The sequence below is a fragment of the Lacrimispora sanguinis genome, from assembly GCF_044987295.1.
In the GTDB taxonomy this organism is placed as follows: Bacteria; Bacillota; Clostridia; order Lachnospirales; family Lachnospiraceae; genus Lacrimispora; species Lacrimispora celerecrescens_B.
Genome location: NZ_CP173277.1, coordinates 3,864,196 through 3,885,800, shown reverse-complemented (window position 1 = coordinate 3,885,800; position 21,605 = coordinate 3,864,196). Strand labels below are relative to the sequence as shown.

The window sequence follows — 21,605 nt, the reverse complement described above, 5'->3', positions numbered from 1 at the left end:
GTCATTCCATCAGCAAGACCTGCTGACAAAGTTAACAAAAAGGGTTCTTATTGAAAGGAGAACAAACATGAGAAAACAGAAACTTAGATGGCTTATTCCCTGCGCTGCAGCGATTTTTACCATAGGTGCATCCATGACCTCCTTCGCCGCACAGGGTTGGTCACAGGAAAATGACACCTGGGTATACTACGACTCCAATGGAGATGTAACTACCGAATCCTGGCGCAAATCCGGAGACAACTGGTTCTATCTTAACGAAGATGGCGAGTTGGCTACCAGCAGCTTAATCGAATCCGATGACAATTACTATTATGTAAATTCATCAGGCGCTATGGTTACAAATGAATGGCGTGAAATTACTGCCGACCAGGATGAAGAAGATGCTCCTGATACTTACTGGTACTACTTTGGAAGCAACGGAAAAGCCTATAAAGCTCCTACTTCCGGTAAGACTTCCTTTAAATCCATAAAGGTTGCCGATGGACAATTCCATGACTATGCCTTTGATTCCGAAGGAAAGATGCTGTTTGGCTGGGTTAATGAAGAATCCACACGCCAGACCGGAGACGACGCTTGGAAAGATGGAATGTATTACTTAGGAGATTCCTCTGACGGTGCTCAGTCTATCGGCTGGAAATCCATCGAAGTTGAGGATTCTGAAAATGAAAAAGATAACTTTAACGGAGCTTACTGGTTCTATTTCGGTACCAACGGCAAGAAATTAAAGGATACTACCAAGACCATTAACGGTTTAAAATACCTCTTCAATGAAAACGGAGCCGCTGAATCCGAATGGTATGAATCAGGCACCCCTTCAACAGCAAGCTCTGCAAACCAATATTACAATCTCCCAGAACAGTGCTGGCTTGCAAAGGGCTGGTTCAAGACCGTTCCAAGTGAAGAGGTTGATGCAGAAGCTTATGATGACGGTACAGAATACTGGTTCTACGCTTCCACCAACGGACAGCTGACAACAAGCCAGATTAAGTCCATTAATGGTTTAAGCTACGCATTCAACGAAAAGGGCGAAATGCTTCAGGGTCTCTATAAGCTGACCTTTGAATCAGGCAGAACCATCGCATCCTACAGCGAGATCGAAACAGAAAGCGATTTCCCTGCAGCCGATGATGCCGCAGAGGTTTACTACTTCGGTACATCTCCTAAGGAAGGCGCTATGACAACCGGCAAGACAACCATTGACATTGACGGTGAGAAATACACCTACAACTTCCGCAAGGCTGGAAGCAACAAGGGAGCCGGCTACAATTCCATTACCGATGACAGCATCTACGTACAGGGAAGACTGATCAAAGCTGACAAAGATGAAAAATATAAAGTAGTAGAATACAATGATAAAGAGTACTTAGTCGGTACAAGCGGAAAGCTTGCAAAGAGCAAGAATAACGTTCAGGATGGCGACGGTAAATACTACAAGACCAACAGCGACGGAACCATCAAGGAATCCAGCTATGATAAGATTAAATAATATCAAATAATAAGGCGGCAGCATTGGAATTTCCATGCTGCCGCCCTTTTATTTCTTTACGAACCTGCATACACCTTTGCCCCTTCATAGATCACTTCTGAATCTACATGGTCAATGATTTTCTGCCCCTCTGTCAGCCCTTCTTTTATGACCGCCTGGGATGCTGTCCTGTATTCGACCTCCACGGGCTGCTTTTCCGCCTTTCCGTTATTAATTACAAAAACGTACTTTTGGTCATTCAGGTCAAAAACGGCGCTTGAAGGGATCACCAGCTTATGTTCTCCCTGATACAGGGTAAAACGAATGTTGGCTCCGTATCCTTCCTTTCCTTCCAGAGTTTGGTCCTCATCCATATCGATCTTCACATGCACCCTATATTCATCCATTCCCAGGGCTGAGGTCCCTTTGGCCGCATAGTCATAGACCTGGTTTATGGTTCCAGTGTACATTTGGTCCTGATTCCTAAGCTGCAGGATCACCGTCACCTTATCTCCCGGAGAAAGATAGGGCGCAATGCTTGTAAGCACGTCAGACTCTGCCTGGATCTTTCCCCGTCCGCTGATGGTCACGGCAGTTTCTCCTGCCTGTATGTAAGACATATCCTTGACCGGAAGGGATGTGATGACTCCATCTCTGTCTGCAGCTACCACACATTTTTTTAACCTGTCTTCCAATTGTTCCATCGTCGTTTCCTGGGATTTGATCTGGGCTCTTAGCTGTTCCTCCACGCTATCATAAAACCTACCGTTAATGGTTGTTTCATCAATGCCCCCCGCCTTTAGGCTCTCTAAAAACCGGCGGCTCTCCTCATATCGGCTCTTTGCCTGCTCCCATGCTAATGAGGCGTTTTCATAAGATGCCCTGTCCTTCTCCCATTCGATTCTGGAAATGCTGCCGGCTGAATACAGAGACTGGGAAGCGTCAATAAGAGTCTTTGCAGCCTGATAATCCGCCTCCTTTGCCAACACTTCCGATCTTATGGAATCCAGATATTCCTGAGGCGATGACGTCATCACCTGCCCGATCAGGCTCTCTTCCAACTTAGCATTAAACCCCGCCAGAGCGCTTTCACAAAGGGATTTTTCGTGCAATAAATCCCTGTCATCAATAGTAAACAGGATATCTCCTGCCTTGACTCCATCATTCTCCTTAACCATAACCTCTTTTACCGGACCTGATACTTCTGAAACCAGGCGGTACTCCCCTCCGGCCGTAAGGATCCCTTCCTCCGTATAGCGGTCTTCTACCGTTTCATAAGAAGCTGCTACCGTTTGCACCGGGGTCCCCTTGGAACTTTTAACTACATTAATTCCTATGACCAGTACAAGGATAATTCCTGCAGCCAAAAAACATATTTTCTTTTTTCTGCCATCCATTCGGATCTTCATAAGCTTACTCCCTTTCCTTTAAAATATCCGTGAGTCTTATCCTTCTTACAAACCGCGTCTGGGCCAGCAAAGAAGCCCCTGCCATTGCAAGACAGATAAGAAATGCTATCCCATAGCAGGATGGCCGTATAGCCAGTTCAATGGTATAGGAATCCGATATGACCAGATGCTCCATGAGATATTTTACCCCAAGGCTCCCAAACACTCCTAAGACAATTCCCAGAATGAAGTAGACCACCTGTTCAAACAGGAGAATTCTTCCGATCTCCTTATCCGTTCCTCCCATGATGATAAACGTTCCAAGCTCCGAGATCCGCTCTCTGATATTGATCATGGAAATATTATAAATAAGAATCCCTCCCGCCGCCACAGCCATAAAGGAAAACATCTGGATCATTGCCATCATGCTGCCCATCATATCCCGGTAACTCTGGGTGATGCGCCCGGTATCCACCATCCAAGTCACCCGGCTGGTTTTTAAAAGCGCCTCCCGGACGGCGTCAAGCTTGCCATGTTCCACCTTTAAAAGTATGGTTCCAGCCATTGGAACGGAATCAAAAAAACGGGAAAAACCCTTTGCCGAAATATAGCAGCCTCCTCCAAGACTCTCTTTTATGACAGCTTTTACCGGAACCTTTACCGCTTCCGCAGTCAGGCCGGGAACGGATACTTCCATAACATCCCCTTCCTCCAGATGGAGCTTTTCAGCAATCCGGCTGTTTATGATAATCCCATCCTCCGGCGGATCATAAAATCGGCCGTAGAGATCCATGATCCTCCACATGCTGGACTCACGGTTCAGCCCGTAAATCATGGCAAATTCCGATAAGTTTTCGTGTTTTAATTCCACTGCCTTCTGGATGACTGCTTCGCTTTTCTCCACTCCTATGATTTCTTCCCCTGCCGATTTCCCGCGGATGCTTGACACATAGCGGTCCAGGGAAATCTGTATATCATAAGTCTGCACCTTGCTGAACTGGTCAAAATACATCTGATCCGCTACTCCTTTAAAGGAAAAAAGCACGGAAGACATGGAAAAAGGAAATGCTATGGCTAAAATAATTAGAAAGCCGCGAAAAGGGTTCCTCACCACGGAGCGCAGTCCCATTTTTTCCATGGCCCCAAGCCTGGAGGCCAAGAAACGGGGAAGCCTTAAATTCCCTGCAGAAGCTGGAGTTTTTGCCCTCATGGCCTGAGCCGGAGTGATCTTTAAGATTCCCCTGACCCCTAAATAAACCGCCAGGAGCCCGGTTCCCACTGCGATCCCCATTCCGCTTACCCTTGTATTCATATAGCTGTGATAAACCGTGTCAGGCAGATTAAAAAAGTCCACATACATGAGAAACATATACCGGCCAAAAGGAACCGCCAGAACACTTCCGGCCAGAGCACCTAAAACCCCCACCTCAGCCCCCTGATAAAGGTATGCCAAGATTAATTCCCCATCTCGCATTCCAAAGGATTTCATAGTGCCAATCAGACTTTGATCCCTGTCTATCATCTTTTTTAATACTACATAAAGCATGAACACAGAAATCGACATAAACAGGATGGGAAGCACCGTTCCCATGGAATACAGCTCATTGATCTCTCCCTTTACCATATTATAACTGGCCTGTTTTTCCTTGGAAGTGAGAGAAATGAGACCATACCCGGAAAGACGGTCCATCAGCTGATAACGCACGTCTTCATAGGTATAACCTTTTGCTAACCGAAATCCAAGCTCATTCATGGAATCCTTTTTCCCAGTTAATTCTTCCATCCTGTTTTTTTCTATACAGGCAATGTCATAAATCTCCCCATCGGGGATCATCGCTCCACCGGGAGGAATGGCGTATATATATTCCGGCCCGTAACAGGTTCCGGCCAGCTCGCATCGCACGCTTTTTCCATTAATCATGAGGGTGAGAGGTATTCCGTTTCCGTATCCATATAATCCAGCCATACGGTTCCCCAGATAAATGCTGTCTTTTCTCGTCCCCGTCCCGTTTAACATCAGTTTGTTTAAAGAATCTGAGGAATCATAAGACAACAGATGCACTGTTACGATTTCTGTCTGGGAAGGGGCAAACAGCCTTACATCAACGGCCATTTTCCCAGAGACCTCTTCAATTCCCGGAATCTCCTTTAACCGTTCCAGTTCTACTTCAGAGATTCCTGAGACCTGGGCGAATACGTCTGCTATGGCACTGCTGTCATAGTAACGCTGCACCTGGTCTCCTAAGTTTCTCAATGTGTCCATCATAGCCACATAAACAAAGATACCGATGGCAATGATGAAAACCGCCCCCATAAAAGACCCTGGATTTTGCCTGGCGCACCGGACTACATTCTTGCGGAAGCTTTTCACTACCAGACCACCTCCTCCGGCTTTAAGGGTCTTTCATTGACACGAATCCTTTCCAGACAGCCATCCTTAAAATAAAAAACCCGGTCAGCAATCCCCGCAATATTTTCATTATGGGTGATCAGAAGAACCGTCTTTTCATACTGTCTGTTAAACTCTGACAGCAGCTTTAATATCTGGCTTCCTGTGCTGCTGTCCAATGCCCCCGTGGGCTCATCACAGAGAAGGATATCTGGATTCTTGCACAAGGCCCTGGCAATGGCAACCCTCTGCTGCTGCCCTCCTGACAGCCTGCTTGGAAAATGATTTGCCCTGTCTAAAAGTCCCACCTGCCCAAGCAGCGTTTCCGGATCCAGAGGTTCTTTAGAAAGTTCTGCCGCCAACTGCACATTCTCCAGGGCAGTCAGTCCCGGCATCAAATTATAAAACTGAAAAATAAACCCGGCATGGGCACGGCGATAGGCCGTAAGGCTCTTTAAATCTCCCCAGGAGAGTGGCGTACCATCATAATAAACAGCTCCGCTGGTAACCGTTTCTATCCCTCCTAATATATTTAAAAGGGTGCTTTTCCCAGACCCACTCGGCCCCAGAATCACGATAAATTCCCCACGGAGAATCTCAAACGACACATGCTTTAACGCCTGGACCTTGACCTCACCTGCATCATAATCCTTGCAGATCTTTTCCGCCCTTATCAAAGCTTCCATAGATCCCTCCCTCCTTTCTCTTTCCCAATCATACACCCTTGCCATTATCAATGCAATCATCTGTTTATATCACAACATGATTGTTTTTATCAACAGACTTGATCGATATGTCCAGAAAAAATGGAATCAAAAAAGAGCGCCGGAATCCAAGCATCCAGCGCTCTTTTTTATTCTTCTTCCTTCAAGCCAACTATTACCGATTCATTCCCCAATACACTTTTTCAGCTGTAACAGGCAATTCTCTTACTCTCACTCCTACTGCATTGGCTACTGCATCTGCTATAGCAGGAGACGGTGTATTGATCACGATCTCACCAATGGATTTAGCCCCAAAAGGCCCGGTAGGCTCATAACTGCTTTCAAATTCCACCCGGATATTACCCACATCCTGCCTGGTTGGAAGCTTGTACTGCATGAAGGAATTCTGCAGCATCTGCCCCTTGGAGGAATAGGTAATCTCTTCATACATGGCCATACCAATACCCTGAGCGATTCCGCCCTCAGTCTGGATCCTGGCCATATTGGGATTAATGGTTGTTCCGCAGTCCACAACCGCCACATAATCCAAAAGCTCTACCTCACCGGTCTCCTTATCCACTTCAACTTCAGCCATTCCCACCATAAAAGGTGGCGGAGATACCGGAGAGGTATGACAGGCACCGGCAGTGAGCATGTCTTCATTAAAGCACATAACTTTGTTTCCTATATCTTTTAAGGATATTTCCAGCTCTCCCGATGGCTGGTAGACCCGCTTTCCGTCAAATTCCAGGGAATCCTCCGGACAGTTAAGATACTGGGCACCTTTTTTTAAGATCTTTTCCCGCATTTCTTCACTGGCCTTTACCACAGCCATTCCAGTTAAGTACATGGTACTGGAAGCATAGGAACCTGAATCATAAGGGGATACATCCGTATCCGTTCCATGAACCACGATCTCATCTAAATCACATTCCAGGCAATCAGCCGCAACCTGAGCCAGGGTCGTATCACAACCTGTTCCCATGTCGGAAGCGCCGATCATAAGTGTATAAAAACCGTCATCATTCAGGCGCAGCTCCACGGACGCCACATCCAGGCCGGAAATGCCGGAGCCCTGCATAGACATAGCTACACCTACGCCTCGCACCTTTCCATTTCCCATGTCAACTCTGGGATACTTCTCATCCCAGCGGATCATCTCCTTAGCACGGGCCATACACCGGTCCAGGGCACAGCTATTTAGAGTTTCCCCATAATAGGCAGGCATGATGTCGCCTTCTTTTACCATGTTTAATTCCCTTAATTTTACAGAATCCATTCCGATCTTTTCCGCCAGCTCATTTACCGCAGATTCCACCGCAAAGATTCCCTGGGTAGCCCCGTAACCCCTGTAAGCCCCTGAAGACATGCAGTTTGTATAAACTACATCATATGCAAACCGGAAGGCTTTGGCTGTCCGGTAAAGTGGTATCGTCTTATGACCGGATAAGCCTACCGTAGTAGGGCCGTGTTCCCCGTAAGCTCCTGTATTTGACAGAGTATACACATCGATTGCCTGAAGGATTCCGTTCTTATCCGCTCCCACTCTCACATGAACTTCCATCTCATGACGGGGAGAAGAAGCGATCTGAGACTCATAGCGGCTGTAGATCATCTTGGCCGGCCTGCCGGTCTTCATCGTCACGATTGCCGGATATACCTCTGCCACCACCGTCTGCTTTGCCCCGAAGCCGCCACCGATCCGCGGCTTGATCACACGGATCCGTGATTTGGGAATATCCAGTGCATGAGCCAGGATTCTTCTCACATGAAAGGTGACCTGTGTGGAGGCCACCATATTAAGACGCCCATAAGCATCCAGATAAGAATAGGCCCGGAAGGTCTCCATCATTGCCTGCTGATTCGCCTTTGTATGGTAAACCTGTTCCACCACATAATCACACTGCTTTAATACTTCATCTACGTTACCTTGCTCTTCCCTGCCGGCAGCACATAAATTTCTTTTATTATCCGCACCTACCGGACAGAGACTCAGCCAGTCCTCCTCCGGATGGATTAACACCGGATGATCCTTTGCCTGCTTAAAGTCCAATACCGGTTCCAAAACCTCATATTCCACCTTTAAAAGCCGCAGGGCATGGTCCACCGCATCTTCCGTCTCACCGGCTACAATGGCCGCCGCATCTCCCACAAAACGCATTCTCTGGTCCAAAATCAGCCTGTCATAGGGACTTGGTTCCGGGTAGGACTGTCCCGCCATGGTGAATCTCTTCTGAGGAACATCCTGATAGGTCAGGATACAGGCAATTCCAGCCACCTTTTCCGCCTTTTCCTTATGGATTTCCTTGATCAGCGCATGGGCATGAGGACTTCTTAGGACCTTAACAATGAGACAGTCTCCGGGAGCCAGATCATCGGTATACACAGGCTTTCCGGTTACCAGGGCCATGGCATCCTTCTTTACCACAGAAGTATTTACCGTACGCATTTTATAATTCATCCCTTTTTTCTCCTCTGCTTAAATAGTTCTTTATGGCCCGAAGCTGTCCCATATAGCCGCTGCACCGGCATAAATTCCCGGCCAGATATTCTTTTATCCCCTCATCATCAAGGATTTCTTCTCTTTCCATTGCCAGCACATTCATAATAAGTCCCGGACTGCAGAAACCGCACTGCTCCGCACCTTCTGCCGCCAGATAGGATCCAAACAGTTTCGCTTCCTTTTCCACGCCTTCTAAGGTCACCACATCACAGCCATTAGCCCTTGCAGCTAAAAATGAGCAGGATAGCCTTGATTTTCCATTGACCAACACCGTGCAAAGTCCACAGTTTTCCGTTTCGCATCCGCATTTTACGCTGTAGCAGCCCTTTCTTCTAAGGAGATGGAATAAAGTGGTATCATCTGCGATTTCCTCATACGTCATTTTTCCATTCAGTGTAAATTCGATCTCCATTTACCGTTCCTCCTGTTCCAGCGCTTCTAAAAGCCTTTTTATATATATTTCAGCCAAATTCTTCCGATAAGCACCGCTTCCCCTCATATTGGTACCATAGGTGAAGCGTTCCGATGCTCTTTTGGCAAGTTCTTCTTTAAGACAATCCTGGTTTTCTTCAAGCACAACCAGCTCCGCCTTTGCTGGCCTTGCTCCCACCGAGATATAGAGTTTTCCGGCTTTTTGGGCCGCACAGCAGGCAATTACAGGAAAATCTGTTTTCGACATACGCTGGGAAGCATAAACTGCTCTTCTTCCATCCTTTTTTATATGGATACGGACCAGAATATCTCTGTTACTCTTCATCCGGCAAAATTCTTCCAAAGGAACCAGGCCTCCCTTGTACAGCTCCACATAGGTATCAAGGGCCAAAAGACAGGTGATGATATCAGAAAATCCAAACCTGCCGAATACGCTTCCACCTACGGTTGCTCCGTTTCGGAACTGAACTCCAACAATGGAACGGGTGCACTCTTTAAAAACACCGTTAAAGCATGCGTTCAGCCCTTCATGGGTTTCCAGCTGGCGCAGGGTACACATGGCACCTATGGAAAACTCATCTTCCTTTTCTTCAATCCCATCAAGCCCAAGCCCGGATAAATCCACCAGTGTCATTTTCACCCGGCTCTGTACCTTCAGCCACATCATGCCTCCGCCTATTACACTGCTCTTCTTCTGATTCAGTGCAAAGGCCTCCTCCAGGTTTTCTGCTTTTACATAATTTTTAAATCGAATCATTGGAACTGTCCTCCTGGCTCCCAAGCTCTCATCGTTGTCTGCTATCCGTTTTTCCCTTATCTATCAGTAAAACACCGCTTCATTAATTAGTATGACTTATAATTATCATATTATATATTAGAAAAACCGAAAAGAGTATATCATACTCCTTCCGGTTTTGACAATGGCTTTAAGGTTTTTTTATTAAATTCGTCAAATTTCGACAATAGATTCTCCAATTAAGGCACAAACATATTCAGGATTTGCCTCAAGGCATTTTGAAAATCCCGTTACTGTTTCAGAAAAACTGATCCCATAGGCCTTAAGCTTTCCCATATCCATGGTTAAGTTTCTGGGATTGTTCCCGTCCACTGTTTCATTCGGGCTCACAAAGTTCCCCCTGTTACCGTTTTTATCAAGCATTTGAAAGACTCTGCTTCCTATTTCATAAGCGGAAAGGGTACTTTCACTGCCAAAATTATAAACTCCGCCAGGCAGGTCCATGGCAGGCTCCATATTTTTCACCACTTCCTGTACCCAGGTAATGCCGCGGTAATCGGAAACCGAAAGCTTAATAGGGCGGTTCTGTACCATGGATCTTAATAAGTTGACCAGGAGGTTTGAGTTGCTTTTAAGGCCTCTGACCGGGAAATCATACAGCCATGTGAGGCGAAGGCAGATCCCCTCTGGTAAAATCTCCAGAATCTCATCCTCTGCCTGCTTTTTGTGAGCCCCATAAACATTGATAAGAGGGATTATATCAGATTCCTTATTCGGTGCCATTTGCCTGCTGCCCCCATAAATCTGATCCGAGCTCATAAATAGCAGCCTGCTGCCAATCTCCCTGCATGCTTTGGCAATGTTGACGGATCCTCTCCGGTTAACTGCCTCAGAAAGTGCAGGATTTTCCTCGCATACCCTGGTGTTTGATATTGCAGCGCAATGGATTACTGCGTCAGGGCTTTTATCCTTTATATATTCAACCACCGCTTTTTCATCCGTGATGTCCAGGCTCTTATGTCCCACCCGGATCACATCATAATCCTTTTCATAATATGCGGCAATTCTTCCTCCAAGGAAACCCTCAGAACCTGTGACCATTATTTTTTTCTTCATTCTTTTCCCTCCCCTTTTTTTACAGTATACCATATCTCCTTCCCGGCTCCAAGAAAAACCCCGACCGGATCTCATCCGAACGGGGTTTTTCTATCTATGATAATTGCTTAAATGCAGTTTACTTCTTTGTTGCTTTGGAAGCTTCCGGTCTTAAAAAGATACACGCCAGAACACTGACGATACAGACTGCAGCAACTGGCTCCGCAAAGATAAAGCGGAGTACTGCGGGGAAGTTTTCCTTCACTGAATCGCTTAAACTCCCCACACCAAAACCAAGGCCAAGAGTAATGGCAAGGATCAGGCTGTTTTTGTCATCTAAACCTTCTTTTAATACCATCTTTACACCATTTAAGAAAATCATGGCGAAAACAGTAATTACCGCACCACCCATAACGCAGTTAGGCATAGCATTGAAAATCGCACCGATTTTAGGGAACAAGCCTGCAAGTATCAGAACTATGGCGCCGATAGCGATACAGAACCGGTTAATAACCTTAGTCATTGCAATGATACCCACATTCTGGCCGAAAGCCGTGTTTGGAAGAACATTGAAGATGCCTGCAAATGCACAGCTGACAGCATCAGATATAATTCCGCCGGAAATCTCTTCCGCAGTGGCTTCACGTCCAAAAGCGGAAATCGTGATACCATTTGCATTCCCCATGGTCTCAAGACCTGCAACCACGTATACCGCAAAGAAGGGGAAAACGATATCGGAACGGAACAGAGGCTTAATCATAAATGGCATTGGAACGCTGAACCATGCTGCACTGGAAACAGTTCCAAAGTTAACCATTCCCATAAGGGCAGCTACAATGTAGCCGACGATGATACCGATTAAAATAGCAGTCGCTTTCAACATGCCGGTCGCAAAACGGTTAAGCAGAACAATGACTAAAAGCACGATGCCGCCAACAAGCCAGTACTTTCCTGCGCCGATATCCTTTGCGCCTGCACCTCCTACAAAGTATGTAGCGCCAGTCGTAAGCAGTTTGATACCAATGGTAATGAGAACCGAGCCGATTACTAGCGGCGGGAAAAATCTTTTCAGCGGTTTTAAGAAAATACCCATGATCAGTTCGATCAAGCTTCCTGCGATTACACCGCCCAATACGTAGCCCATGGCCTCAACCGGAGCGATCTGTTCCGCCAACAGCTTTGCCCCTAGCCCCTGCATAGTCGGAACGAAAGCAAAAGCAGTTCCCATAACGATGGGAAGGCGTGCTCCCACCTGGATGATTCCCAGCTTCAGTGGATAAAGCTGAAGAAGGGTGGCAAGCCCAGATACGAACATGGCGCACTGAATCATCATGATCCGTAATTCCGGAGGAAAAGGTGCATCCTGTGTGCTCATAGCACCGGTAAGGATAAAGATTGGGGCCAGGTTTCCAACGAACATTGCCATAACATGCTGAAGACCTAAAGGAACCGCAACTTTTAATGGTGGCCTGCCATCTAGCTGGTAAATCAGATTGTATTGCTTTGAATTATCCATATACTACACCTCCATAATTAGTAAACAGTCGAATTTTGTACTGTTTTGACGAAAAAAAGATTAACACAAATTATTTTTTTGGTCAACTAAAAAACTTTTTGTTTAACAAAAATATAACACACTCCGTTTAAGAAAAAATTGCCAAAATAATTCCGTTAATTTTGACAACAATATAGATGTAATAATCAATAAGGAGGTTTACCCATGTTAGTAAACGGAAAAAACGAATGTATCCAATGCTCCATCGATAATTGCGCTTATCATGCAAAAAGCGAAGATTATTGCACACTGGAGAAAATTAAAGTGGGAACACATGAACAAAATCCCACTAAAAAAGAATGCACTGACTGCGAATCTTTCAAGAACCAGGCATAACAGCATAATTTAATTTCCTCCTAAAAAAACTGCGCGGCATATAGCCGCGCAGTTTTTTTATATAATCTTACATTGGGTAAATTTCATTCTCACTTCACAAGCTGTTCTTCCAGATTGTCGTATTTTGAACTTAGGACAATCACATCAATACGCCTGTTTTTTGCTCTCCCCTCAGCTGTCGCATTGTCTGCCACAGGTTTAAATTCTCCATAGCCGACAGCGATTAGCTTATCCGGCGAAAAATTACATTTATCAATAAAAAGCTTTACAACATTGACCGCTCTCGCTGTAGATAATTCCCAGTTCGAAGGATAGTTACTTCGTCTAATCGGAACGTTGTCGGTATGCCCCTCAACACGTATATAATTATCAATCGTATTCAGTAGACCTGCTACTTCAACTAAAGTATCCTCGCTTTGTTTTTTAATCTCCGCACTTCCTGAATCAAAGAATATGGCATTATTAAGCCTGATTACAAGGCCGCGCATATCAATCATAGTTGATACGGACTGATCCATGCCTTGATTATGTAGTTTTGTATCTAGTTCGGCTTTTAAATTTTCCAGCTTTCTGAGTTCATACTCTCCCATAAAACTCTCCAGCTCGCTTTGTGTCTCAATATTTAACGGACCGCCTGTCTGTGCACCGTTTCCGTTTGAACCAGCTCCCGATGATACCCCGGTTTCATAGCCTTTATTCATCATTGTTCCTGAAAACTGTTCGGAAATCTGCTGCGCTTTTTCGGCATCGATCTTACTGACAGCAAATAGTACAATAAAAACTGCCAGCAGTAGGGTCATTAGATCTGAATATGGCAACAGCCATGCTTCGCCGGCTTCTTCTTCCTGGTGTACATGCTCTCTTTTTTTTGACATACGTGATCACCTTATCCCTTTTTGCCCTGATCCGATGCATGGTCCTGCTCAGTTATTTTTTTCTGCATGGATTTCGGAAGGGCAGCAAGTAACTTTTCTCTAAGTATAAAGGGGGAATCCCCATTATGCATGGATAATACACCTTTTATAATAATTTCTTTTGCCATGACTTCCTGCTGGCTTTTTACTTTAAGCTTTTTGGCGAATGGGTTCCATAGAACATAGCCGGTGAAAATACCGAGAATCGTTGCAATAAATGCCGCAGCAATTGCTTCTGCCATTCGTTCCGTATCGTTGATTGATGACATCGCTGCAATCAAACCGAATACTGCGCCCAAAACACCCAGGGTAGGAGCATAGGTACCTGCTGATGAAAAAATACTGGCATTGATTTCATGTCTTTTTTCCATTGCAGCGATTTCCGTTTCCAAAATCTCCTCGATCAGTTCTTCTCCAGCACCGTCAACAAGCAAACGAATTCCTTTTTTTAAAAAAGGGTCTTGTAGTTCTTCTGCTTTAACCTCCAGAGATAAAAGGCCCTCTGAGCGGGCTTGTTTGGATAGTTCATACATTAATTCAATCATTTCTGCTTCAGAGGATCTTTTTTGTTTAGTAAAAAGGACTCGAAACAGCGAACCGATGGATTTAATATTCTGGCTGGGAAAAGAATTCAAAATTGTAGCAACAGTGCCGACAATAATAACAAAAAAGGCAGCTGGGTTAATGAGGACTGAAAAATTAATGTGCTTAAAAATCATAGCGCCGACAACGGCGATAACGCCGACTATAACTCCTAAGATGGTGGTTATTTCCATAGTTTCTCCTTTGTATGATCCATATTGGTTGAGCAATGCGCTCAACCCGTTATAGTATAATATATTTGTTACTGATGGAGTATTAAATAATTGTTAAAAATAAAAAAGGCTGCCATGAAAAAGTTCTTATCAGATACTGAGCATAATAATCCATTTCTTGCACAAAATCCGATGTGACCTCTCTCATCGCAGCCTCTTTTTTATATTCTTTTATTCATACAGCGGATATTTCTCGCAGATCTTTGTTACTTCATCACGAATGTAATCAGCTTTATTTTCAAAATCAGTAGCAGCCAACCAGATGCACTCTGCGATTTTTTCCATATCTTCTTCCTTTAAACCTCTTGAGGTAATAGCCGGAGTTCCCACGCGGACACCGGAAGTTACGAATGGACTTCTTGGATCGTTTGGCACTGCATTTTTGTTCAGGGTAATATAAACCTCATCACAGCGGTTCTGCAGTTCCTTACCGGTTACCTCAAGCCCTCTTAAGTCAATTAACATCAGATGATTATCCGTACCGCCTGTCAGAATGTTAAAGCCCTGCTTGATCAAGGCAGCAGCCAGGGCCTTGGCGTTTTTCACCACCTGCTCCTGATAGGTCTTAAACTCGGGCTTTAAAGCTTCACCAAAGCAGACGGCTTTACCGGCGATCACATGCTCCAGAGGCCCTCCCTGAGTTCCGGGGAAAATAGCCTTATTGAAGTTAAATTTATCCGCAGCTTCCTGATTTGCTAAAATCATTCCGCCTCTCGGCCCCCGAAGAGTCTTATGAGTGGTCGTAGTCACAACATCCGCATAAGGGATAGGACTTTCATGAACTCCTGCAGCAACAAGACCTGCAATGTGTGCCATATCTACCATAAGATAAGCCCCCGCCTTGTCAGCTGCCTCCCGGAATCTCTTAAAATCAATGGCTCTTCCATAGGCACTGGCACCTGCAACAATTAATTTGGGTTTGTGCAAGATGGCAAGCCTTTCCATCTCATCATAATCAAGATATCCCTCATCATTTACTCCGTATGGGATAATATTAAAATACAAGCCGGAAAAGTTAACGGGGCTTCCATGGGTTAAATGACCGCCATGGTTTAAGTCCATACCCATAACCGTATCCCCTGGCTGAAGCATGGCAAGAAAAACCGCCATGTTGGCCTGAGCCCCGGAATGAGGCTGGACGTTGGCATAATCACAGCCAAATATTTCTTTCGCACGCTCTATGGCAATGGTCTCAACAATATCCACATCCTCGCAGCCGCCATAATAACGCTTTCCTGGATAACCTTCTGCATACTTGTTGGTAAGCACAGTACCCATTGCCATCATAACCGGTTCTGAAACAATATTTTCCGATGCGATCAATTCCAGATTTCTTCTCTGTCTTGCGCACTCCTTTTCAATGGCTTCTCCCACTTCCTTGTCATAGCCGGTGATAAACTTCATTACTTCATTTACCATGTCCACTTCCTCGCCTTTCCTTATGTTTATTTAATCACCGCAGTTTTGTATTAGAACTGCGACTGAATGCTGCACTTCCTGTCACAAGTTTAATTCATAGTGAATCATTTTGCAAGACTCTTTGGAATCTTATAATTCCTTATTACAATTTGCAGGTTCTTATTCCCGTTATATTCATTTACCGCAGGATAATAGATTACATCCAGTACCCGGCTGTCTCCCAGCTCTTCCAAAAAGGAATCTCCGTCAGCGAACATCATGGCATCCATTGGCGTCCCCTGATCCGTGGCAAGTGAAAACTTCACGGCATTTCTGTTTTTCCCTAAAACACGAACACTTCGGATATTAAGCCCCTTCTGGGCAAACAAAGGCTTTTCATTGCCCTGGCCAAATGGCTCTAAGAGCTCCAACTCTTCGATTAATGGCTCATTTATGTACTCCAGAGGCATGGGAACATCGATCCATACCTTTCGTATGAAATCCTCATACGTCAGCCTTGCCTGTTCATTTAAACATTTCCTGAATTTATCCACATTCTCTTTGGGAAGGGATAAGCCGGCTGCCATCGGATGACCGCCGAATTTAAGCAGCAGTTCTTTTACCTCTACCAAAGCGTCAAACATATGGTAAGTTTCAATGGAACGACCGGAGCCTTTGACGCTCTCTTCCCCATCCGTCAGGACAAACGCGGGTTTCTGGAAATATTCCCTCAGCCGTCCGGCAATGATCCCTGCCAGGGATTCATGGCACTCCGGCAGATATACCACCAGAACTTTATCCTCTCTATAAAGGGCTTCCACCTGTTCCACTGCCTCGCTGGTTCCCTGTTTCGTCATGTCCTTGCGCTGGTCATTTAACGCTTTTAATTCCAGAGCCATTTGATCCGCTTCTTCCTCCTCCCGGCTAAGAAGAAGGGATAAGGCCAGCTTGGCTGTCTGAAGGCGGCCTCCTGCATTTAAGCATGGGCCGATTACAAAACCGATCTGATAGGCGCTTATCTGATCCTTGTCAAGATCGTTCCTCTCAATAAGCTTTAAGAGCCCCAGGCTCTTTGTCTTTCCGATCCGGTTCAGTCCTTCCTTAACAATGATCCGGTTCTCATCCTGAAGCTTCATCACATCGCCCACGGTTGCAATGGCGGCGAACTCCACCATCTCCAGCCATTTCTCCATAGGCACATGAAATGCCTCATAAAGAGCCTGAACAAGCTTATAGGCCACCATTCCTCCGCAAATATCAGGAAATGGATATTGGCATTCCTCCTGTTTCGGGTTTACCACCGCATCTGCCGGAGGCAGAATTTCCCTGCCATTCTCCTTCATAATATCATGGTGGTCAGTGATAAGAACCGTAAGTCCCAGCTCCTTAGCAAGCTTTATCTGCTCCACCGCAGCGATTCCGTTGTCACAGGTGAGTATGGTATCAATGCCATCCGCAGCAGCAGCCCGGATAATGGATTCATTGATTCCATAACCATCCTTCAACCGGTCCGGGATCTCATAGTCCACTACAGCACCCACCTGGGACAGAGCCTGGTACAAAAGATAAGTGGAGCAGACTCCGTCAATATCATAATCCCCTACGATCCTTATAGGCTTTAACTGCTCTTTCTTTTCCCTAAGGATCGCCACAGTCCGGTCCATATCCTTAAGAAGGTGAGGGCTATATAGATCCTTTAACCCGCCGTTTAAGTATTTCTCCACCGCTTCCTGCCCCATCACATCCCGGTTTCTAATGATTCTTGCAGTCACCGGGGTAATGTGGTGGCATCTTGCCATTTCTTCAAAATCAGCCCTTTTTGTCTGTAGCATCCATTTTTCTTCTGCCATGTTTCGTTATCTCCCTGCAAACGGCTCTTTTGGCCAATTCTTCCTTTTCATTTTCAGCTATCAAGTCTTCTGTTCCGCTTTCCTTTCGCTTTTTCGCCGCATCAAGCCGGCTCATTAAGCTGGTAATGGAATAGAGGATGGGTGCAAAATCACCGCGGTATGCATGCTCACAAGTCGATTTCACTTCAAAATTCTCACTTCCGATCTCCCGGAACAGATATTTCTCATCATCAATGATGTTTTTAAGCCGCTTAATCAGTTGGTTGACGGAATTGGTCAAAATTCCGATCTCGTCTTTGGAACGGTAGGGAAGATATACCTCTAAGTCTCCGTTTGCAACCCTTCTGGTCCCTTCTACAAGAGCCTTCACCGGCTTATCAATGGCAATTATTATATAAATCACCAGGAGGGAAATGATCCCGCCGATTAAGCAGATCGTAATGATTTTTACTTTCGCAAGCTGATCATAAAGATTATCCCCTTGAATGCTGGCCGCTTCGGCCCCTTTGCGATTAAAATCCGCGACCTTTAAAAGCCCGTCGCTGGCATCATCAAATAATTGTCTGGAATCCCCTATGATCATATCAAAAGCTTCCTGAGTATGGTTTTGGCGGCTTATGACAAGCAGACGGTCGCTGTACTCCAAATACTTATTCCATTCCCCTTCCGCCTCTTCCATAAGCTTCCTGTCAGATTCATTGGTGATATAAAGCTCATAATCCGTAAATCCGCGGGTGATATCTTCCCGGATCTGAGTCATTTCACTCTCCAGCCGGTCCATATCCCTGCTGTCACCAGTGATGACGTGGTTATATTCCTTAATGCGATAGTCTGATGTCCTGGTGTTCAGTTCCTCGGCAATGATGATGGCCGGTACCCATGACTGGGAAATTTCAGTACTTGCTTCGTTGATCTGCCTGGCTGTTATTACGGATTCTGTTCCCATAAAAATCAGTCCCAATATACTAATTCCACCTAATAGCAGGAGCTTTGTCTTGATTTTAATATCTCTGATAAATTTCACCTTCATAGCGCTTTAGTTCTCTCCTCCTTAACCGGTAATCCGGTAATTCTTTTTCTACAATCTCCCAAAATGCCCGGGAATGGTTCATTTGAATGCGGTGTGCCAGTTCGTGCACTACTACATAATCGGCCAGTTCTTCCGGAAGAAGCACAAGCCTCCAGTTAAAATTCAGATTCCCCCTGGCGCTGCAGCTTCCCCACCGGGTCGCCTGATCCCTTATAGCAATTTTCCCATAACCCACATTCATCACTGCAGACCAACTGGATGCTTTAGCCTCCAGATATCCTCTGGCTTCCCGTCTGTACCAAAGCTTCACCGCCTCTTTAACAGCTGATTCCAGTGCTTCCTCCTCATAGGACGCCACCGGTCCGGAGACCACCAGCCCCTCTTTTGTATCCTGTACACAAAAAGCCTTTTTCTTATTGTCGGGCTTTATATGCAGGAGCCGGTTGTTTCCGTATAGAAGCACAGATGATCCTTCCGTCCAATGAAAAGCATTCTTCCTCTCTGACGCTCTTCGTATCTTTTCCACCTGTGCAAAGATCCAGTCTTTGTTCTTCTGTGCCAGTTCATGCCCTGCCCGAAAGGGAAGGCGCCTTGGAAGCCTGACAAAAACCTCTCCCGCTTTCGTAATCTGCAAGGCCATGGTACGCCTGTCTGACTTTATGATCCTGTAAGAGCATATGCTTCCATCATCAAAGGGAATCATACCTGTATCCCCTCTGCTATCAGGACCTTCTGCTTCCTTATATCTGATTCCCAACCTTTTTTCTTCCTCTTTTCTCTTTCCTATGCTTAAACCCGTATCCCCAATTATAGCGAATAAATGAAAAAGAAACAATACATATCTTAAGGCCTGAAATACAAAATAGAGAACCCGGCAGGCAGGTTCCCTTATTACTGTCTTCCTACATATCCCCCTTCTTCCTCATGCTACAAAACCGTTAGAGATTTCTTCCAGTCTTTCATAATCCATGATCCGGTACCCCTTATCCTTTTTAAGAATTCCGTCATCACAAAATTTCTTCATGACAAAAAGTACATGGCGGTAGCTGATATTCATATACTCCGAAACATCCGTATGAGGTATGGTGTATTTCCCATTCTGCTGATATTTAAGAATAAAGGAAGCGAGCCTCTTTTCCAGTGAATAATTTAAGTATTCACTCAACCGGTAGCTCCTAACCATCAGCTTATTGGAAATAGAAGACGCAAAATAAAAGGATACTTCTGCCTTCTCTTTGCAGATCTGTTTTAACCGGTCCAGTTCAAACTCCAGACAGACCACATCTTCTATCACTTTATTTTCTTTGATATAATCTTCCTGGCGGAATAAGGAAAGTTCTCCCAGCCAGTCACCCTTTCCCACAAAATCAAGAATGGACCGGCGTCCGTTTTCATGATCAATATAGATTTTCACCATTCCTGAAAGAATAAGATAGCAATGGGTGATTCTCTCATCTACATGAAAGATATTCATCCCCGCAGGAAAATGCCTTTCCTCCCCGACAGACACTAGGATGTCCGGTATTTCATTTATATTGTATTTTTCCATATTTTTCCTTCAATCTTTATTACCCATATGATAATTCTCATAGTCAGAGTTCTACATTTATGGTATCATAATCCCGAGGTGAAAACAATGAGCAGAAAAAAAAGAAACGACCTGATCGTAACCATTATGTCCTTTGTATTCTTTGGCTTTGGAATATCGCTGCAGCTAAAGGCAGCTATCGGGCAAAGCGTCTTAAACGCATTGGCAGTAACATTATCTTACACCATTCAAATGAAGGTTGGCACCATACTCAATGGGATTAATACGCTGTTCTTCATTTCTTATTTACTATTAAGACGTACCCGTTTAAATTATAAGGATGGGATACAGATTATTGCAACCATTGCAAACGGATATATCATCAACCTGTTTCTGTATCAATTACTTTCTCTTTTTACCGTGGAAAGTTATTTTTACAGAATCATACTTTATTTAATCGGTATTATAATCGCTTCCATCAGCCTGGGAGCCGTCCTTGCAATCGGAATTGTAAAATTTCCTCTGGAAAGCATGTGCCTTATCATTAGTGAAGCGTATAAAAAGAAGTTCACCGCTGTCCGTATGAGCTTTGATGTGATATTCTTAATCATCACTTTAAGCCTGACCTTGTTATCTCATACCCCTCTGCAAATAAGAGAAGGAACCGTTATCAGCATTCTTCTCCTGGCTCCGCTGCTGGGGATCTGTTATGAATTTTTCAAAAAACATTTAACGATGGAGGAATAAATACATGTATCAGATATTTTTACTGGATATTGACAATACCCTGTTGGATTTTGACGCTGCTGAGGAGCAGAGCTTTATAAAGATGATCCAATCCTACGATTTGGAATTTCATGACGAAATGCTGTCTCAATACAAAAAGATGAACCGGCATTTATGGGACTTACTAGAGCAGGAAAAGATAGGAAGAGAAGAATTGCTTAATACCCGCTTTCATGAATTTTTCCGTCTTTATGACATGGAAATTAACGGAGAAGAGGCAGAAGGGCGTTACCGCGGGCATCTTGGAAACAACTCCGATTTAATCCCTGGCGCAAAGGAAGCCTTAATCCAGCTGAAACAGATGGGGAAACAATTATACACCGCATCAAACGGCGTTTATTCCACCCAGATCCAGCGTCTTAAAAACGCCGGTATCTTCCATCTTTTCGAAGGGATGTTCATATCAGAAAAAGTGGGATATGAAAAACCATCCCTTTATTTTTTCCAGCACTGTTTTAATCATATCCCAAACTTTGAAAAGGAAAAGACCATCATGGTAGGTGACAGCATATCCTCTGACATACAGGGTGCAGTCAATGCCGGCATTGATTCCTGTCTTTTTATCCGCTCCCTGGAGCCCATGCAAACAGCCGCAACTCATACCATTCATGATATTACCGAATTGTTAAATTTTTAACCTTATCGATTCAATCATAGCCCGGCCGCTTTTGCTGCCGGGCT

At 44.9% G+C, this 21,605-nt stretch carries 19 protein-coding genes; 4 read left to right on the top strand and 15 right to left on the bottom strand.

Features of this window, described 5'->3' with window-relative positions:
* Positions 1-67: 67 nt before the first annotated feature.
* Entirely contained in the window at positions 68-1,486 is a 1,419-nt protein-coding gene (locus tag ACHZES_RS18040; protein WP_154525557.1) for a cell wall-binding protein, read from the top strand.
* Between the two features lie 56 nt (positions 1,487-1,542).
* Here the strand turns inward: ACHZES_RS18040 and ACHZES_RS18035 are convergent, their stop codons facing one another.
* The 8 genes from ACHZES_RS18035 to ACHZES_RS18000 form a co-directional block, all read right to left on the bottom strand.
* On the bottom strand, positions 1,543-2,874 hold the full coding sequence (locus ACHZES_RS18035) for an efflux RND transporter periplasmic adaptor subunit (RefSeq protein ID WP_395549072.1): 1,332 nt from the start codon (positions 2,872-2,874) through the stop codon (positions 1,543-1,545).
* Between the two features lie 4 nt (positions 2,875-2,878).
* A complete protein-coding gene (locus ACHZES_RS18030) occupies positions 2,879-5,224 on the bottom strand; it encodes an ABC transporter permease (protein WP_395549073.1) in 2,346 nt (781 codons plus the stop codon).
* Positions 5,224-5,928, bottom strand: coding sequence for an ABC transporter ATP-binding protein (locus tag ACHZES_RS18025; RefSeq protein WP_395549074.1), 705 nt, complete (start codon positions 5,926-5,928; stop codon positions 5,224-5,226). Before ACHZES_RS18025 ends, ACHZES_RS18030 begins: the two co-directional genes overlap by 1 nt.
* Positions 5,929-6,121: 193 nt before the next feature.
* On the bottom strand, positions 6,122-8,395 hold the full coding sequence (locus tag ACHZES_RS18020; protein ID WP_395549097.1) for a xanthine dehydrogenase family protein molybdopterin-binding subunit: 2,274 nt from the start codon (positions 8,393-8,395) through the stop codon (positions 6,122-6,124).
* Position 8,396: 1 nt separating this feature from the next.
* Complete coding sequence (locus ACHZES_RS18015; RefSeq protein WP_038277751.1) at positions 8,397-8,861, bottom strand: (2Fe-2S)-binding protein; 465 nt, start codon at positions 8,859-8,861, stop codon at positions 8,397-8,399.
* The gene (locus tag ACHZES_RS18010) at positions 8,862-9,638 is read right to left on the bottom strand and encodes an FAD binding domain-containing protein (protein ID WP_395549075.1); all 777 of its coding nucleotides are present in this window, start codon (positions 9,636-9,638) and stop codon (positions 8,862-8,864) included. It lies immediately after the preceding gene.
* 192 nt (positions 9,639-9,830) lie between these two features.
* Entirely contained in the window at positions 9,831-10,733 is a 903-nt protein-coding gene (locus tag ACHZES_RS18005) for an SDR family oxidoreductase (RefSeq protein WP_395549076.1), read from the bottom strand.
* 118 nt (positions 10,734-10,851) lie between these two features.
* Complete coding sequence (locus ACHZES_RS18000) at positions 10,852-12,228, bottom strand: uracil-xanthine permease family protein (protein ID WP_395549077.1); 1,377 nt, start codon at positions 12,226-12,228, stop codon at positions 10,852-10,854.
* Between the two features lie 204 nt (positions 12,229-12,432).
* Between ACHZES_RS18000 and ACHZES_RS17995 the strand changes: the two genes are divergently transcribed.
* Positions 12,433-12,603 (top strand): DUF1540 domain-containing protein, encoded by a 171-nt coding sequence (locus tag ACHZES_RS17995; protein WP_084719464.1) that lies wholly within the window; start codon positions 12,433-12,435, stop codon positions 12,601-12,603.
* Between the two features lie 89 nt (positions 12,604-12,692).
* Here ACHZES_RS17995 and ACHZES_RS17990 read toward each other — a convergent pair whose 3' ends face one another.
* The 7 genes from ACHZES_RS17990 to ACHZES_RS17960 form a co-directional block, all read right to left on the bottom strand.
* The gene (locus tag ACHZES_RS17990) at positions 12,693-13,478 is read right to left on the bottom strand and encodes a flagellar motor protein MotB (protein ID WP_038277747.1); all 786 of its coding nucleotides are present in this window, start codon (positions 13,476-13,478) and stop codon (positions 12,693-12,695) included.
* An 11-nt stretch (positions 13,479-13,489) separates the two neighbouring features.
* Entirely contained in the window at positions 13,490-14,293 is an 804-nt protein-coding gene (gene motA / locus ACHZES_RS17985) for a flagellar motor stator protein MotA (protein ID WP_395549078.1), read from the bottom strand.
* Between the two features lie 210 nt (positions 14,294-14,503).
* A complete protein-coding gene (gene glyA / locus ACHZES_RS17980) occupies positions 14,504-15,751 on the bottom strand; it encodes a serine hydroxymethyltransferase (RefSeq protein WP_038277745.1) in 1,248 nt (415 codons plus the stop codon).
* A 104-nt stretch (positions 15,752-15,855) separates the two neighbouring features.
* Positions 15,856-17,580, bottom strand: coding sequence for a single-stranded-DNA-specific exonuclease RecJ (recJ, locus tag ACHZES_RS17975; RefSeq protein WP_395549079.1), 1,725 nt, complete (start codon positions 17,578-17,580; stop codon positions 15,856-15,858).
* Entirely contained in the window at positions 17,540-18,610 is a 1,071-nt protein-coding gene (locus tag ACHZES_RS17970) for an MCP four helix bundle domain-containing protein (protein WP_395549080.1), read from the bottom strand. Before ACHZES_RS17970 ends, recJ begins: the two co-directional genes overlap by 41 nt.
* Complete coding sequence (locus tag ACHZES_RS17965) at positions 18,582-19,367, bottom strand: M48 family metallopeptidase (protein WP_395549081.1); 786 nt, start codon at positions 19,365-19,367, stop codon at positions 18,582-18,584. Before ACHZES_RS17965 ends, ACHZES_RS17970 begins: the two co-directional genes overlap by 29 nt.
* Positions 19,368-19,532: 165 nt before the next feature.
* A complete protein-coding gene (locus tag ACHZES_RS17960; protein ID WP_154525575.1) occupies positions 19,533-20,159 on the bottom strand; it encodes a cyclic nucleotide-binding domain-containing protein in 627 nt (208 codons plus the stop codon).
* A gap of 87 nt (positions 20,160-20,246) precedes the next feature.
* Between ACHZES_RS17960 and ACHZES_RS17955 the strand changes: the two genes are divergently transcribed.
* Positions 20,247-20,885, top strand: a complete 639-nt coding sequence (locus ACHZES_RS17955; protein WP_395549082.1) for a hypothetical protein — start codon at positions 20,247-20,249, stop codon at positions 20,883-20,885.
* A 4-nt stretch (positions 20,886-20,889) separates the two neighbouring features.
* Positions 20,890-21,561: a YjjG family noncanonical pyrimidine nucleotidase gene (locus tag ACHZES_RS17950; RefSeq protein ID WP_154525579.1), complete on the top strand. Its 672-nt coding sequence runs from the start codon at positions 20,890-20,892 to the stop codon at positions 21,559-21,561.
* The last annotated feature ends 44 nt before the right edge of the window (positions 21,562-21,605 follow it).